Origin of the sequence: Halanaerobium saccharolyticum (assembly GCF_003259895.1) — a bacterium.
In the GTDB taxonomy this organism is placed as follows: Bacteria; Bacillota; Halanaerobiia; order Halanaerobiales; family Halanaerobiaceae; genus Halanaerobium; species Halanaerobium saccharolyticum_A.
Window position 1 is genome coordinate 1 of record NZ_QLME01000016.1, and the last position, 15,973, is coordinate 15,973.

Annotated in this window: 13 protein-coding genes; 1 reads left to right on the top strand and 12 read right to left on the bottom strand. The window is 34.8% G+C overall.

The genetic code is table 11. From position 1 onward, the window contains the following. Positions 1–114 precede the first annotated feature (114 nt). Positions 115–309: a hypothetical protein gene (locus tag C7958_RS10400; RefSeq protein ID WP_111572614.1), complete on the top strand. Its 195-nt coding sequence runs from the start codon at positions 115–117 to the stop codon at positions 307–309. A gap of 162 nt (positions 310–471) precedes the next feature. Here C7958_RS10400 and C7958_RS10405 read toward each other — a convergent pair whose 3' ends face one another. From C7958_RS10405 to C7958_RS10460, 12 genes are all read right to left on the bottom strand, one after another. Then, on the bottom strand, positions 472–2,091 hold the full coding sequence (locus C7958_RS10405; protein ID WP_111572615.1) for a mannitol dehydrogenase family protein: 1,620 nt from the start codon (positions 2,089–2,091) through the stop codon (positions 472–474). 93 nt (positions 2,092–2,184) lie between these two features. Continuing rightward, on the bottom strand, positions 2,185–3,252 hold the full coding sequence (uxuA, locus tag C7958_RS10410) for a mannonate dehydratase (protein ID WP_111572616.1): 1,068 nt from the start codon (positions 3,250–3,252) through the stop codon (positions 2,185–2,187). Between the two features lie 28 nt (positions 3,253–3,280). Further along, positions 3,281–4,648: a glucuronate isomerase gene (gene uxaC, locus C7958_RS10415; RefSeq protein ID WP_111572617.1), complete on the bottom strand. Its 1,368-nt coding sequence runs from the start codon at positions 4,646–4,648 to the stop codon at positions 3,281–3,283. A 17-nt stretch (positions 4,649–4,665) separates the two neighbouring features. Beyond that, a complete protein-coding gene (locus C7958_RS10420; protein ID WP_111572618.1) occupies positions 4,666–5,949 on the bottom strand; it encodes a TRAP transporter large permease in 1,284 nt (427 codons plus the stop codon). A gap of 11 nt (positions 5,950–5,960) precedes the next feature. Continuing rightward, positions 5,961–6,449, bottom strand: coding sequence for a TRAP transporter small permease (locus C7958_RS10425; protein WP_166668523.1), 489 nt, complete (start codon positions 6,447–6,449; stop codon positions 5,961–5,963). A gap of 64 nt (positions 6,450–6,513) precedes the next feature. Then, positions 6,514–7,506, bottom strand: a complete 993-nt coding sequence (locus C7958_RS10430) for a C4-dicarboxylate TRAP transporter substrate-binding protein (RefSeq protein WP_111572620.1) — start codon at positions 7,504–7,506, stop codon at positions 6,514–6,516. Positions 7,507–7,705: 199 nt separating this feature from the next. After that, positions 7,706–8,389, bottom strand: a complete 684-nt coding sequence (locus C7958_RS10435) for a GntR family transcriptional regulator (RefSeq protein ID WP_111572621.1) — start codon at positions 8,387–8,389, stop codon at positions 7,706–7,708. Positions 8,390–8,527: 138 nt separating this feature from the next. Next, positions 8,528–10,711, bottom strand: coding sequence for a glycoside hydrolase family 3 C-terminal domain-containing protein (locus C7958_RS10440; RefSeq protein ID WP_111572622.1), 2,184 nt, complete (start codon positions 10,709–10,711; stop codon positions 8,528–8,530). A gap of 21 nt (positions 10,712–10,732) precedes the next feature. Continuing rightward, positions 10,733–12,826 carry an alpha-glucuronidase family glycosyl hydrolase gene (locus C7958_RS10445; RefSeq protein WP_208320752.1) on the bottom strand — a complete coding sequence of 698 codons (2,094 nt, stop codon included), beginning with the start codon at positions 12,824–12,826 and terminating at the stop codon, positions 10,733–10,735. Positions 12,827–12,840: 14 nt separating this feature from the next. Further along, the gene (gene uxuA, locus C7958_RS10450; RefSeq protein WP_111572623.1) at positions 12,841–13,908 is read right to left on the bottom strand and encodes a mannonate dehydratase; all 1,068 of its coding nucleotides are present in this window, start codon (positions 13,906–13,908) and stop codon (positions 12,841–12,843) included. Between the two features lie 32 nt (positions 13,909–13,940). Beyond that, positions 13,941–14,963, bottom strand: a complete 1,023-nt coding sequence (locus C7958_RS10455; RefSeq protein ID WP_111572624.1) for an ABC transporter ATP-binding protein — start codon at positions 14,961–14,963, stop codon at positions 13,941–13,943. Further along, entirely contained in the window at positions 14,963–15,970 is a 1,008-nt protein-coding gene (locus C7958_RS10460; protein ID WP_111572625.1) for an ABC transporter ATP-binding protein, read from the bottom strand. The genes C7958_RS10455 and C7958_RS10460 overlap by 1 nt, the downstream gene beginning before the upstream one ends. Positions 15,971–15,973 lie beyond the last annotated feature (3 nt).

The window sequence follows — 15,973 nt, forward strand, 5'->3', positions numbered from 1 at the left end:
TCCAAATGAAGCTTTTGAAGATCAACTAAAACAAATTCTATACAATTAAAATTATTACAGTTTGAAATTAGTTCAATTTAACATTGCAATTTAAGACCTATATATAACTTATTATTGTTAAAGTATAAAAATCCTGCAGAAATTAATTTAATTATTGAAAATTCTTTAATTGAAGCAACTAATGATGTATTTAAAGAAATTAGATATGTTTCAAATAACTTGGGTGATTCGATAAATAATATGGTTGATAGAATTGGATCTATGTCAGAAGACTTGTTAGAACATATAAATGGTTTTAAAGTGGAATAAACTTTTTATAAAAAGTGGAATAAATTTTCTATTAAGAATAATTATTTAATTTACCAAACACACCAATTGTAAAAGGGTCCAGTATTTAAACTGGACCCTTTTCATTTGTTAAAACTCTCAACTTAACTCTTTTAAATTTTAAATTATCTCAGTAAAGACTTATTATAAAAGATATTTATTTAAGGTAGCTCTGACTGCTCCTTTTTCTGCAATCATTTCCTTAAAGTATCCTTCTATTTTTTCTCCCAGTCCTACTTTGTAAAGATCTAAGCCCATCAGCTTTTCGTTACTTAAAATAGAATGCAGCTTATCTCCTACAGAATCAGGATTACCAAATTCTATTTCTTCTAACTGTGGTGTCAGCTCATCTAACATTGGATCTGAGCTTAAGGACATCTTCTGACCCTGATCATCCACTGCCAGCAGATATCTCAACCAGCCTGCAATAGCAAGTGGCACTACCACTAAGTCGGCCGGATCTAAGTCATCAGCATCTCGATAAGACTTAATTGTCTCTCCAAAACGGATAGCCACCTTCTGTGAGGTATCCTTGGCTATTCTCTGTGGTGTATCAGGTATATAGGGATTAACAAGTCTTTCTTTTACTACCTCATCGATAAAAGCTTTCGGATCAAGTACTCCCGGATCTACAACAACCGGCAGCCCTTCTTTGTAACCAATCTGTTCTACTAAGGCCCTGATTTCCTGATCTTCCATCTCTTCTGCAATCGAAGTATGACCTAACAGACAGCCGTAAACTGCCATTGCTGTATGCAGTGGGTTAAGACAGGTTGTAACCTTCATGGTTTCCACCTGGTTGACTGTATCCCGATCGGTATAGATTGCGCCTGCTTTATCTAGAGGTATTTTACCATTGGGGAAACTGTCTTCGATCACTAAATATTCCGGGGCCTCTGAGTTAACAAAAGCAGCTATTTCTGTACTTTTATCTGTTTTAACAATCTCGGTGTTCTTAAACCCTGAGTCTTTTAGTTTCTGCTGGACATCTGGGGCTGGTCCTGGTGTAATTTTATCAATCATGGACCAGGGAAACCCTACTTTAGATTCATCATTTAAATAGGCCAGGAATCCTGCTTCTACCAGATCATTGTCAGCCCATTTTTCAGCTACAGTTAAGACTGCATCTTTAAGCTTCTGACCATTATGGGAGCAGTTATCCATACTGGCAAAAGCAAAGGGATAGGCTCCTGCTTTAAAGCGCTCATAGGCTAAAGCTGTTACCTTGGCCATCAGATGATTTAAATCTCCTTCAGGTCCAGCTTTAAAATCTTCTTTAACAAAAGGGAAAAATTCACCATCCATATTATCGAGGCTGTAACCTTTTTCAGTCACGGTAAAGCTGGCCATTTTTAAACTGGGTTTTCTAAAAATTTCTTTCAGTTCCTGCCAGTCCTCTTTAAACTGAGAATCTGCCTTTAAACCCTCTGTAATACTGGCCAGCAGAGTTTTTTCTAATTTGCCGTCAGCAAACATCTTGACAACCAGACTTAAGTTATCAGCTGGCTGATAAACCTTATCTATAATCTCATAGTCAAAGCCTTCGGCTGCTATAATACCTGTCTCTACCTCTCCCTGATTGAGCAGTTCCTGCTGCAGGCGAGCAATAAAAGCTCTAAAAATATTACCAGCACCAAAGTGAACCCATTCCGGATCTTCTTTTGTCTTATCGATTAAGTTCTGATAATCAAATTGCGGAGGCTTAATCCCTGCCTCTTCCCACTGAGCTTTATCTTTTAGTTCTTCTTTTTTTAGTTTTAGCATAAGTTATTCACCTCTAATATAAGATTTTTTAAAAACAAAAAGGAATTCTCTTTTTTAGCAACTGTTATTTAGAGAATTCCTTAATTTAGATTACTACTTATTCATCTTTATAATTGCTTCCCATAAACCATTGATATATGTAGCACCAAGTGCTCTATCATATAATCCATAGCCCGGTCTAGCTTTTTCATCCCAGATCATACGTCCATGATCAGGTCTAATATAACCATCAAATCCGATATCATAATATGCTTTCATAATTTCAAATAAATCTAAAGAGCCATCACTTGATAAATGAGAAGTTTCATGAAACTTTCCATTTCCGTCAAATTTTAAGTTTCTGACATGTCCAAAATGGATACGATCTCCAAATTCTCTGATTAAACCTGGTACACTATTTTCTGGATTTGAGCCTAAAGACCCACTACATAAAGCAAGTCCATTATAAGGATTATCTACCATATCTAAGAATTTGCGGATATTTTCTTTTCCAGTCATAATCCGGGGCAGCCCATAAATTGGCCATGGTGGATCATCTGGGTGAATAGCCATTTTAATATCATTTTCTTCACAGACTGGTAATATTTTTTCTAAAAAGTATTTAAGATTATCGAATAGATCATTTTCATCGATATTCTCATACTTATTCATTATATCTTTTAATTCAGCTAAACGTTCTGGTTCCCAACCAGGCAAAGAAAATCCTTCAGCCCCTTTATCAAACTCCTCTACAAGTTTTACAGGATCAGTATTATTAATCCATTCTTCATCATAAGACATTGTAGTTGAACCATCTTCAAGCTCTTCAGCCAGATCGGACCTCAGCCAGTCAAAAACCGGCATAAAATTATAACAAACCACCTTTATACCCTCAGAAGCAAGATTTTCAAGAGTTATCTTGTAATTTTCAATATACTTATCCCGGGATGCTAAACCGACTTTTATATCTTCATGGACATTAACACTTTCTATTACTTCTAGTTCTAATCCGGCATCATTAATTTTATTTTTCAGTTCTTTGATCTTATCTACCGGCCAGACTTCTCCCACCGGAATATCCGAAAGAGCACTTACTACCCCTGTCACACCCGGTATTTGTTTAATTTCTTTTAAACTGACACTATCATCATTTTCGCCAAACCAGCGAAATATCATTTTCACTTTTATCACCAACTTTTTATAATCTTTTTTACTTATTATTAAAAAATAATTCTAGAGGTCTATTATACGATAAATCAACTGCTATTTTTTCTGCCAGTGAAATCGGAAGCTGCTTTTTTGAGACTCTTTTCCCCAATAAATTAGCTAATGTTCTCCTATACACTTCAGTTCGGGATGCATATGATAATATCTTTCTAGAATCAGTCACCATCCCTGTTTGTTTAGCCAAAATATCAACTGCAGCAATATAATCAAGGTGTTTATTCATCCCATAGGCACTATCATTAAACCACCAGGAAGAACCTAAATTTAAATTAGGAAAAGCTCGGGCAATAGTAACTAAAGGAGGGAGATAATTATCATTAATTATATAAGCGACCATGGTCAGGTTCTCAAAATTATTAAGTAAATAAGACAGACCATCTACAAGATTAACTTCAGAACCTATTATATCTCCACCAGAATTAATTCCTACATTATCCAAAAGACTTTTTCTATAGTTTCTTTCAACTCCAATATGCAGCTGCATAACCCAATCTTTATTTCTGTTCAACTCCGCATAATAATTAAACATAAAAGCTTTAAAATCTCTAATTTCTTTTTCTGTTATTTCCTGTTCTATTTTTTTATTAAAAATATTTTTTGCCTGCTTAAAACTTACTGCTTTACTAATTAAATCAGGTAAATCATGATCACTGGATACACAACCAATTTCATCAAAATAGGAATGTGATAATTCTAAAGCTTTTAATAAGTTAGTAAGTGATAAATCATTACTATCTAAGTATTTTTGAATAAGCTTTAGAACTTTTTCTTTCCATGTCTCTTTTCCAATTTTGCTGTAGTTATCAGGTCGCCAGGTTGGATAAATTTTCAGATCCTCAATCTCATCTTTAGCTATTTTGTGATACTTTAAATCTGAGACAGGATCATCTGTAGTACACATGATTTCTACTTTCATTTCTTTCAATAGTGATCTGGGTTTGTAATTATCTTTTTGTAATTTAGATTTAGTTATTTCCCAGATTTTATCAGCGTTACTGGAATCTAATAATTCTTCAACTCCAAAAATATTTTTTAGATCAAGCTGCATCCACTCAAATACAGGATTAAGTGCAAAAGAAGGAAAAACTTCGGCAAAAGCGTTCCATTTTTCCTTATTAGAAGCATTACCAGTTATCTTATTTTCCTTAATTCCCATTCTTCGCATTAACTGCCAGATATAATGATCTGTTTGGCCCTCAACCTCCCAGATATCCTGCCAGTTTTTATTTTCTATAATTTCTTTTAAATCACTATGATTATGAGGATCAATTATTGGTAAATCTTCAATCTTTTTATAGATATCTTTGGCCTTATTATTGCTCAATAGATAATCATCATTTAAAAATTCCACTTATTATAACCTCCAATTTATAAACTATAAACTAAATTAGGTAAGAATAATACAAGATTTGGAAAAAATGCTAAAATAACTATTAAGACAATAATTGCCAGAGTAAAGGGAATAGACTGATATACATAATCTTCTACCGGCACATCCATCAGTGAACATACAGTATACATTGTTACTCCAACCGGTGGAGTCATTCCCCCCATAGTTACAATAGTCATCATCATAATTCCAAAATGTACTGGATCAATTCCAACAGACTTTATAATTGGAAGAAAAATAGGAGTTAAAAGCAAAACATTTACTGTTGCTTCCATCAGCATCCCGGCAATAAATAAGAAACCTAAGATCATAAATAATAATAGAGTTGGATTTTGAGTAATAGAAGTAATAACCTGAGCCATCTGCTGTGGCACCTGGTTTGCTATAATTACATATCCAAAAATTGAAGAACAGGCAATTATAAGTACTATTACACCATTATCAAATAAGGACTGCTTTAATACTTCTTTTAAATCAGACCATTTTAATTCTTTATAAACATATTTTCCAATAATAAATGCATATACTACTGCAAAAGCACCAGCCTCAGAAGGGGTAAAGAAACCGAATCTAATTCCAATAATCAAAATTAAAGGAAAAATAATTGCCCAGATACTCTCTTTTAAACCATTCCAGACCTCTTTTTGGGTTGGAGCTTTTTCTCTCACAGGAGTATAACCTCTTTTTTTAGAAGTTATATAGGTTGTAACCATTAATAATAAAGCCATTAATAATCCAGGAATTATACCGGCAATAAATAATCTTCCGATAGAAACCTGACCTGTATAACCATATAAAATTAGACCGATACTTGGTGGGATAGTAGCTGTAATTAAAGAACTCAAACCAATAACCGCAGCACTGTAAGCTTTATCATAGCCCTGTTTTGTCATGGAAGGGCCTAAAATTCTTGCTTCCATAGCTGCATCAGCCACAGCTGATCCAGAAATACCTCCCAGTAAAGAACTTAAAACTATACTGACATGAGCTAAACCTCCTGTTAAGTGACCCACTAAAATTGTAGAAAATTTTATTAAACGTTTGGTAATCCCGGTAGCATTCATCAAATTACCTGCTAAAACAAAAAAAGGAACAGCCAGCAGTGGATAATTTTGAGTTGCAGCAACCATTCTTTGAGTCACAATAGAAAATGGCAGTCCGGCTTCAAATATAAAAAATAGTGAACTTGAAATACCAATAGTAAAAGCTAAAGGCATTCCTGTTAATAATAAAACTGCAAAAACGCTAACTACTAGTGTCATTAATTTACCTCCTATATCAGATCCTTTTGTTCAGTTTCTGAACTAAGAATATCATTTGTAATAAATTTATAGATAATGGTTCTAAACATCAATAAACAACCTACTGGTACACCTGCTGTAGCATATGAATAACTAATTCCTAGAGTATTAAAATTTCTTGAAACATTTCTAATTGTTAGATCAAAACCATAATATATAATACCGCTTAAAAATAATAAAATAAATAGATAGTGAAGTATGTATATATATTTTTTTATTTTTCTGGGTAAAAAATTTACAAAAAAATCTACACCAATGTGATTATTGGTTTGTAAAGCCCTATCAGCACCTAAAAATACCACCCAGACAAATAATAATTGGGCAAGATCAACACTCCAGACAATTGGATTTCCTAAATATCTTAGAGCTGCGGCTAAAAAAACCAGAATAACCAGTATACCTAAAGCCAGGGAACCAACGGTATTTTCAATTTTATTTATTGACTCATTAATATTATTCACACCTATACCTCCATTTCATCTGTTTTTGCGGCCTTCAAATTTGAAGGCCGCAAAAACAACATATTTAGTTTAATACTTCATTTTGAATTTGCTCTTTTAACTCATTGTATCCCAGTTCTTCATAAACTCCCTGTACACTTTCTACAAAAGCTTCAATATTAGGTTCAACAATTGTTACACCCATTTCTTCCATTTCAGCTTCATACTCTTCTCCTAATTCAATTGTCAGTTCAGAAGCATAATCTCCTGCATTAATAGATTCTTCCATTACGATATTTTGGTAATCTTCTGGAAGACTATTAAACCATCTGGTTCCAACAACTAAACCTGTCATTAACTGAAAATGACCTGTTTTATTAATGTAATCTATTACCTCATATAGAGAAGAACCATATGTTGCTGTATGCTGAGCTTCTGCACCATCAATAACTCCCTGCTGAATTCCAGGATAAACTTCAGACCAGGCTAATGGAGTAGGAGTTGCTCCCATTGCAGCTACACTTTTTCTCCAGACTTCTGAGCCAGGAGTTCTAATTTTTTGTCCATTTAAATCGGCAGGAACTTCGACTCTAGTATTTGTCAAGAAATGTCTTGCACCCTGATACCAGTTAAATGAAAGTACTTTATAATTATCTTCAGTTAACTGATTTGATAAATCTCTAAACATATCTGATAAAACAATTCTTCTCACATCCTCATAGTTTGTTGCAATATAAGGGGCATTCAAAATACCGATTTCAGGTAACACATCAGCAAGTCTACCAGCATCTGTTATAACTGCTACATTTGCTCCCATTTTTGCCTGTTCCTGTAAATCATCAGTGCTTCCTAATTGAGAGTTAGGAAAGACTCTAATTTCTAGATTTCCATCGGTTCTTTCCTCTACATTTTCTTTTAATCTCATAGCACCTTTATACATTGGGTTTGTTTCACCAACAGCCATTCCAATATTCAATGTATGCTCCTGAGCCAGTAAAGCTGGACTAAAAACTAAACTCAATGCTAGAATACTTACCAGAACTAATAATGAACTTTTTAATAAATTTTTATTTTTCATACTTTATTCCTCCATATTTTAATATTATTTAATAGCAATAAATATTCTTCCCAAAACATTATAATTTCTGAATAAAAATTATCCCCTCCTTTTTTTAAAAAAATTATCTTATAGGCTTATAATCTTATTCTGTAAAATTGATGTTCTAATTATACTAACATGTCAGTTAAATTAGAACAAAATTAGATGTCTGGTTTTATTACTCAAAATAATCAGGAAAATCATTTTTTAATTTTTCCTGATCAAATTTTATCCTACTAATATGAGAATTCATTGCTTTCAAAGCTTCCTTGCAATTTCTGTTCTTTATAGTATCAATTATTCTCTGATGATCTTCTATAACATCAGAACGGTTAAAATCTGCTGACAGACTTAAAACTCTCATTCTATTTAAATGATTACTAATTTGTTCTATAGAAATCCAGATGTTTTCCATATTACATCCGGCAAATAGCATTTTATGGAATTCATTATCATATTCAAATAGTTTTATATAATTATTTTGGTCTAAGCTCATTTCCTGAACTTTCAAATTAGCTTCTAGTTCAAACATTTTTTCATCTGGAAAAACTTCACATGCTAATTTAACTATTTTCGTTTCTAATGCTTCCCGCATAAACTTTGCTTCCTGAACCTTATTTAAATCAATGAAGGAAACAAAAGTTCCCCGCTGAGGATAAACATCTATTAAACCCTCTTCTTTTAATTTAACAAATGCTTCTCTAATTGGGGTTCTACTTACTTTAAATTCTTTAGCAATTTCTTCTTTTCTTAAAGTTGTACCAGGTGTTATACTTAAATTCATTATGTTCTCTTTTAAAACATTATAGACATAGTCTTTCATATTTAAATTATTATATTTTTTATGAAATGCCAAATTCATATCCATCCACCACCAGTATTTAGTATATTAATTATACTAACATACTAGTTTTGAATTGTCAAACTATTTTCAAAAAAATAATGCAGGATAAGCTTATTTTGATTAACTTATCATCCTGCATTATAAACATATCAGTTATTAATATTCTAATTTAAGATCTTCACCTTTAACTTTAATCTCAGCACTTAACACTTTTTGATCATTAAGAATCTGACTGTATTGATCTGGTTGACTACCGCCAACAAAAATCTTAAACTTACCAGTTTCCAGTACTGCCTGACCATCATTGTCAATTAAAGCAAAATCCCTTGGAGTTAAATTAAATTCAACTTCCTTTTCTTCACCTGCTGCTAAATCTAATGCTTTAACACCACGCAGCTCATATTTAGCTACAGGAACTGATGCTTCTAAATCCCTAAGATATAATTGAGCAACCTCTTTGCCTGCAGTATCACCTGTATTTTTAATCTTTACTTTAACTTTGGTTTCACCAGAGAAATCACTATTAAATTCAGTTTGAGAAAGCTCTAAGCCACTGTATTCAAAGTCAGTATAACTTAAACCAAAACCAAATGGGTACAGAGGATCTTCTTCCATAAATCTGTAAGTTCTATTCTGCATGGAATAATCTCTAAAATCAGGCAGCTGGTCCATAGATTTAACAAAGGTCACCGGGAGCTTTGCAGATGGATTATAATCTCCAAATAAAATATCTGCTACAGCGTTTCCGCCTTCCTGCCCTGGATACCAGGCTTCTAATACCGCTTCTGCTTTCTCAGTTACCGAATTAAGTTCGACTGGACTTCCATTTGTAATTACTGCAATTATTGGTTTACCAGTTTCAGCTACAGCAGCAAGCAGTTCTTCCTGCATCCCGGGCAGTTTAAGATCAATTTTATCTCCACCACCATCTGAATTAGCAACTGCACCTTCTTCTCCTTCTAATTCTGGCGAAATACCAAGACAGATAACAACTACATCTGACTTTTCAGCAGCTGTAACTGCTTCAGCAAATCCAGCATCAGGCTGATTTCCCCAGTAAGAAGGTTCTGTTGTTCTCAAATCACAGCCTTCTGCATAATACACACGGGTATTATCATTTACTGCATTGTGTATCCCATCAACTAAAGTCACATACTTAGAAGCTTTTCCACTGTAATTACCAATTAAAACCGGCTGACTGTCAGCATTTGGACCAATTACCGCAATCGAATCCAGTTCATTTTTAGCCAGCGGCAGGATAGAATCTTTATTTTTGAGCATTACAATTGACTGTCTTGCTGTTTCACGAGCCAGCTCTCTATTTTCTTTACTATCATTAACTTGATAAGGAATTTTATTAAATGGTACCTCTGCTTCTGCATCAAACATTCCTAACTTAAATCTAGTTTTCATCAATCTTTTTACTGATTTATCAATAGTTTCTTCATCTAAAAGTCCTTCTTCAACTGCAATTTTCATACTCTCATAAACTCGACCGCAGTTTAAATCACAGCCTTTATTAACAGCCATTGCTGCTGCTGCTTCTGGACTATCCTGAACCTTATGTCTAACATATATATCTTCAATAGCACCACAATCAGATACATAATGACCATCAAATTCCCATTCTCCGCGTAAGATGTTTTCCATGAGTTCTTCACTGGCACAGGCAGGTTCGCCATTAACTCTATTGTAGGCTCCCATTACTGCTTCTACATCTGCTTCTTTAACTGCATCTCTAAAAGCAGGCAGGTAAGTTTCTCTTAAATCTTTTTTATTAACTACTGCATCAAAATGGTGGCGCTCACTTTCGGGACCACTGTGAACTGCAAAGTGTTTAGCACAGGCTGCAGCTTTTAAGTATTTAGGGTGATCACCCTGCAGACCTTCAATAAATGCTACCCCCAGACGCCCTGTTAAATAAGGGTCTTCACCATATGTTTCCTGACCTCTTCCCCAGCGTGGATCTCTAAAAATATTAATATTTGGAGTCCAGAAAGTCAGACCTTTGTAAATTCCCCGGTCATTATGTTTTTGTGCTTCATTGTATTTTGCACGAGCTTCATCAGCAATTGTATCTGCAACATCATGCAGCAGTTCTTCACTAAAAGAGGCTGCCATCCCAATTGCCTGTGGAAAAACAGTCGCAGTTCCTGCTCTGGCAACACCATGCAGACATTCATTCCACCAGTTATATTTTTTGATATCCAGTCTTTCAACTGCTGCTGCATCATAAATCATCTGTGACATTTTTTCTTCTAAGGTCATTTTCGAAAGCAGATCATCCACTCTTTCTTCCAGTGGTAAATCTGGGTTTTTATATTTATTTTCTTCAGTCATTTAAAATCCCTCCAATTTTAATTAATAAATTTCGCGTTCAAACTCATCCTCAATCCCTGAGATCCTGTGAAAATAGGTATTTACCTGATCTCTCCACTCGATTGCGTTTTCAAGCTGCATTTCAAGTCTTTCTTCTACATTTTTATAAATACCTTCATCCACTTTTCCTTCTAGTTTCTCCCAGTATCCCTGTAATTCTTTGACAGCAGCTACTCCTCTAAAGTGGCTGTCATAAATATGCTGGATTACAGTTTTACCTGAATCAAGCTCATAAGTATAGTGAACATGGTGGAAAAATAGTAATAGTTCATCCGGACAATTTTCTGCAGTCTCATATTTTTTTGCATTTTCTTCAAAATACTGGCCTGCATAGCCGGTTCCAGTTGCCACACTGCGGTCAACACCTATTCCCTGATGATCAGCTCGGTGATAGGTCCCCCAGCGTGAATATTCATAACCATTAACATTTACTCCATAGTGATGGCCGGGATTTACCATCCAGCCAATCCCTAGCGGTGATGTATAATCTTCGTAAATTGTCCAGGAGTATAATAACATTCTGAGCAGACTTTCCATTACTTTTTGATCCTGACCAAAAGTCATTTTGATCCACTCTTCCGTGATTTCGACTGCACTTAAATCTGGATTCCAGGCCAGGCGACCATAACCATAAAAATTAGCCTGAGCTAAATGATGACCTGTCCAGTTTTCATCATCACCAACATTAACTACAGCAGCAAAACCTGTATTTTCCTGATTGTAAGTTGAACCATCTACAATTCTCTTAACAGGAGTGCTTTCTCCCTGAGCATAGGTATCAAAGTCAGTAATCTTTTTCCACTGAGGAATTAAATAACATAAATCTTTCTGCTGACCAGTGTATTCCTGAGTTACCTGAAGTTCAAGCACCTGATTTGTTTCCGGCATCACCCCAAAAAGTGGAGTTACAGGTTCTCTCACCTGAAAATCCATGGGACCATTTTTAATCTGTAAAAGCACATTATCCTTAAACTCACCATCTAAACCTTTAAAATTATCATAGGCTGCTCTGGCTCTATCAGTTTCTTTATCTCTCCAGTCCTGCTGACAGTTATAAACAAAACAGCGCCAGATTAAAAGACCACCATAAGGCTCTAATGCTTCTGCCATCATATTTGCCCCATCTGCATGAGTACGATTATATGTAAATGGACCCGGTCTTCCCTCAGAGTCTGCCTTAACCACAAAACCACCAAAGTCTGGTATAGCTTCGTAGATCTCAGCAACTTTTTCCTGCCACCAGAGTTTAACTTTCTCGGCCAGGGGATCAGCTGTATCAAGATTACTCAACTGCATAGGAGAAGCATAATTGGCACTTAAATAGGTTGTTATCCCATAATCTCTTAAAATATCAGAGATAGTAATTACCATCTCTATTTTATCATCAATAAGCCTGGTTTCTTCATAAGAAACATTAACATTATTAATCGATAAAGCATTAATCCCAATTGAAGCCAGCATTCGGGCATAATCTTTAATTCTTTTTAAATCATTGCGCAAATTATTATCTTGATAAAAAATTGATTGACCTGCATAGCCTCTTTCAATACTGCCATCTAAGTTATCCCAGTGATTTAACATTCTAAGATTATTTTTTGGATTAGACAGGATATCTAATTCTTTTAAGTTGTTTTCCTGCTGTATTTCTTTTAAAAGAGCAAAAGTTCCATATAAAAAACCCTTATCTGTTTTAGCTGTAACTAATAGAAGATTATTCTCCTGAAAATATTTAAGAATATATCCTTCAGTATTTAAATCCTCAAAATTAATTTCTTTTAATAGCTCCTGCATTTGATCATCTGCTGCTGCAATTGCTTCTAAATCGGATTGAGCTGCAAATATAATTTCATCTTCAGCATCCGGGCTTATCTTAAAAGTAAAATCTGTGTCTAAAAATCTACTAAAAGCCCTATCTAACTCTTCTCTAATAGAGCCTGTAATAGCACTGCTGCCAAAAAGTGAGATTTTATTCAGCAGGTCATTAAACTTATTTAAATATTTATCATTCAGCTGGCTATAACTCAGCCAGGCCTGATAGGATTTAGAGCTTTTATCTACCATTTTAGTTTCTGACATCTTTATACCTCCATTTAACTGTTCATTTTTGTGATTGATTCCCATAATCCATTGATATATGCTGCTCCCATTGCTCTGTCATAGAGTCCATAACCCGGTCTTGCTTTTTCTCCCCAGATCATCCGTCCGTGGTCAGGTCTGAGATAACCATCAAAACCAGAATCATAATAGGCCTTCATTATTTTAAATATATCAAGTGAACCATCAGTGGAAAGGTGAGAAGTCTCATGAAATTTGCCTTCTCCATCAAATTTTAAGTTCCTGACATGAGCAAAATGTACTCGGACGCCAAATTCTCTTACCAGTGCTGGTACATCATTTTCTGGATTTGAGCCTAAAGAACCACTGCACAGTGTAAGTCCATTATAGGGACTGTCCACCATCTTAAGTATTTTGCGTAAATTTTCTTTGCCGGTCACTATTCTGGGTAGTCCATAAATCGGCCATGGTGGATCATCAGGATGAATTGCCATTTTGATCTCATTTTCTTCACAGACCGGCAGAATAGCCTCGAGAAAATATTTCAAATTATCTAGTAAATCTTTTTCCGAAATATCTTCATACTGTTTCATAATTTCTTTCAACTCAGCCAGTCTTTCTGGCTCCCAGCCTGGAAGTGAAAACCCCTTTGATTCCTTATCAAACTCTTCTACCAGTTTAACAGGATCTGTGTTATTTATCCAGTCTTTATCATAAGACATTGTAGTTGAACCATCTTCTAACTCTCTTGCTAAATCAGAGCGCAGCCAGTCAAAAACAGGCATAAAATTATAGCAGACTACTTTAATTCCTTCGTCTGCTAAATTTATTAGTGTTTCTTTATAGTTCTCTATATATTTATCCCGGCTGGGAAGTCCTAATTTAATATCTTCGTGGATATTAACACTTTCTATAACTTCCAGCTCTAGTCCTGCCTGATTAATTTTATTTTTTAGTTCTTTTATTTTATTTTTAGGCCAGACCTCACCTACAGGAATATCCTGGAGGGCACTAACCACTCCAGTCATCCCCGGTATCTGTTTGATTTCATTTAAACTAACACTATCATCATCTTCGCCAAACCAGCGAAATATCATTTTCATTGTAATCACCTATTCCCTTAACCATTGATTCTCTATTTTAATTTAACACCCATCAGTTCAATCTCATCTTTACGATGACAGGAAACCCAGTGGCCATCACCTATATCTACCAACTCAGGTGCCTTATTTTCACAAATCTCTTCAGCATAAGGACAGCGAGAAGCAAAATTACAGCCTTTAATTTCTGCAGATGGATCAGGTACTTCCCCTTTTAAGTTTTCTCCCAGCCACTCCACATGTGGATCTGCTTCCGGTACTGCATTTAATAAAGAAGCTGTATAAGGATGTTTGGGATTTGTATATAACTCTTCTGTTTCTGCTATTTCAACCAGTTTTCCTAAATACATTACTGCAACTTTATCACAGATATAGCGGATTACACTTAAATCATGTGCAACCATTAATAAGGTTAAATTCATTCTTTCCTTTAGTTCATCTAATAAATTTAAAATTTGAGCCTGAACTGAAACATCAAGCGCGGATACAGGCTCATCAGCTACAACTAATTCTGGTTCTAAGGCCAGAGCCCGGGCAATACCAATTCTCTGACGCTGTCCCCCACTAAATGCATGAGGATAACGGGTCATATATTTTTTATCCAGACCAACAAGATCTAATAATTCTTCTACCCGTTCTTTATATTTTGATTTAGGCCAGCCCTGAACTTTTAAAGGTTCAGCAATAATATCTAAAACTGACATTCTTGGATTTAAAGAAGAAAATGGATCCTGAAAAATCATCTGAATTTCACTGCGTACATCTTTTAAATCTTCATTATTTAATTGAGCTAAGTCTACAACCTCTTCATTTTTTCTTCTAAATAAAACTTCACCCTCTGTAGGATCAATAGCTCTTAAAATTGAACGAGAAGCAGTTGTTTTACCACAGCCCGATTCTCCCACAAGTCCCATAGTTTCACCTTTATTGAGAGTAAAGCTAATTCCGTTTACCGCTTTAACATCACCAACATGACTGTTGAAAAATCCTTTTGTTATCGGGAAATATTTTTTTAAGTCATTGACTTTTAAAATTTCATTTTCAGCTAATTTTGCCATTATTTATCACCTAAATCCTGATGTAGATAACAATTCACATAGTGATTTTCGCTAATTTCCTGAGTTCTGGGAAATGCACTTTCACAGACTTCACCTATTTTTTTGCGGCAGCGAGTATGGAAAGGACAGCCCGCTGGTAGAGAATAAGCATCAGGAACTGAACCCTCAATTGATGCCAGTTTTCCTTCATTTCCAGTCATTTTTGGAATAGATTTTAATAAATCCTGTGTATAAGGATGAGCTGGATTATCAAAAATCTCTTCTACCGGGCCTGATTCTACTACCCGACCCAGATACATTACATTAACATAATCAACCATATGAGCAATAACACCTAAATCATGTGTAATCAAAATTAAGGATAGATTATAATCTTCCTGCATCTCCTTGATAAGTTTTAAAACCTGAGCCTGAATAGTTACATCAAGTGCTGTTGTTGGCTCATCAGCAATTAAAAGCTGTGGCTCACAGGCTAAACCCATGGCAATCATTGCTCGCTGACGCATACCACCACTGTATTGAAATGGATATTCGTCAATTCGCTGTTCTGGTTTAGAAATACCAACCTTATTTAATAATTCAATAGTTTTTCTGCGGGCTTCACTTTTATCAATATCTTCATGATAAAGTAATTTTTCCATAATCTGATTTCCAATTGTGTGCACAGGACTAAAAGCTGTCATTGGTTCCTGAAAAATCATGGACATTTCTGGTCCTCTAATTGACCGCATATGTTCACCATCAGCTTCTAAATCAATAATATTATGTTTCTTCTTTTCCTTATCATAATATTTTATTGTCCCATTAGCTATTTCTCCAACTCCAGGCAGAAGTCGCATTACAGAAATAGAGGTAACCGACTTACCACAGCCTGATTCACCAACTATTCCCACAGCCTGGCCTCTTTCAACATTAAAATTAACTCCGTTTAAAGCTCTAACAAGACCTTCATCAGTTCTAAAATGGACATTTAAATTTTCAACTTCTAATATATTATTATTTGCCATTAT

Bases quoted from the DNA above. Each gene is read 5' to 3' on its own strand.
- C7958_RS10445 (WP_208320752.1), bottom strand. From the start codon at position 12,826: ATGTCAGAAACTAAAATGGTAGATAAAAGCTCTAAATCCTATCAGGCC.
- C7958_RS10460 (WP_111572625.1), bottom strand. From the start codon at position 15,970: ATGGCAAATAATAATATATTAGAAGTTGAAAATTTAAATGTCCATTTT.
- C7958_RS10405 (WP_111572615.1), bottom strand. From the start codon at position 2,091: ATGCTAAAACTAAAAAAAGAAGAACTAAAAGATAAAGCTCAGTGGGAA.
- uxuA (WP_111572623.1), bottom strand. From the start codon at position 13,908: ATGAAAATGATATTTCGCTGGTTTGGCGAAGATGATGATAGTGTTAGT.
- C7958_RS10430 (WP_111572620.1), bottom strand. From the start codon at position 7,506: ATGAAAAATAAAAATTTATTAAAAAGTTCATTATTAGTTCTGGTAAGT.
- C7958_RS10455 (WP_111572624.1), bottom strand. From the start codon at position 14,963: ATGGCAAAATTAGCTGAAAATGAAATTTTAAAAGTCAATGACTTAAAA.
- C7958_RS10435 (WP_111572621.1), bottom strand. From the start codon at position 8,389: ATGAATTTGGCATTTCATAAAAAATATAATAATTTAAATATGAAAGAC.
- C7958_RS10420 (WP_111572618.1), bottom strand. From the start codon at position 5,949: ATGACACTAGTAGTTAGCGTTTTTGCAGTTTTATTATTAACAGGAATG.
- C7958_RS10440 (WP_111572622.1), bottom strand. From the start codon at position 10,711: ATGACTGAAGAAAATAAATATAAAAACCCAGATTTACCACTGGAAGAA.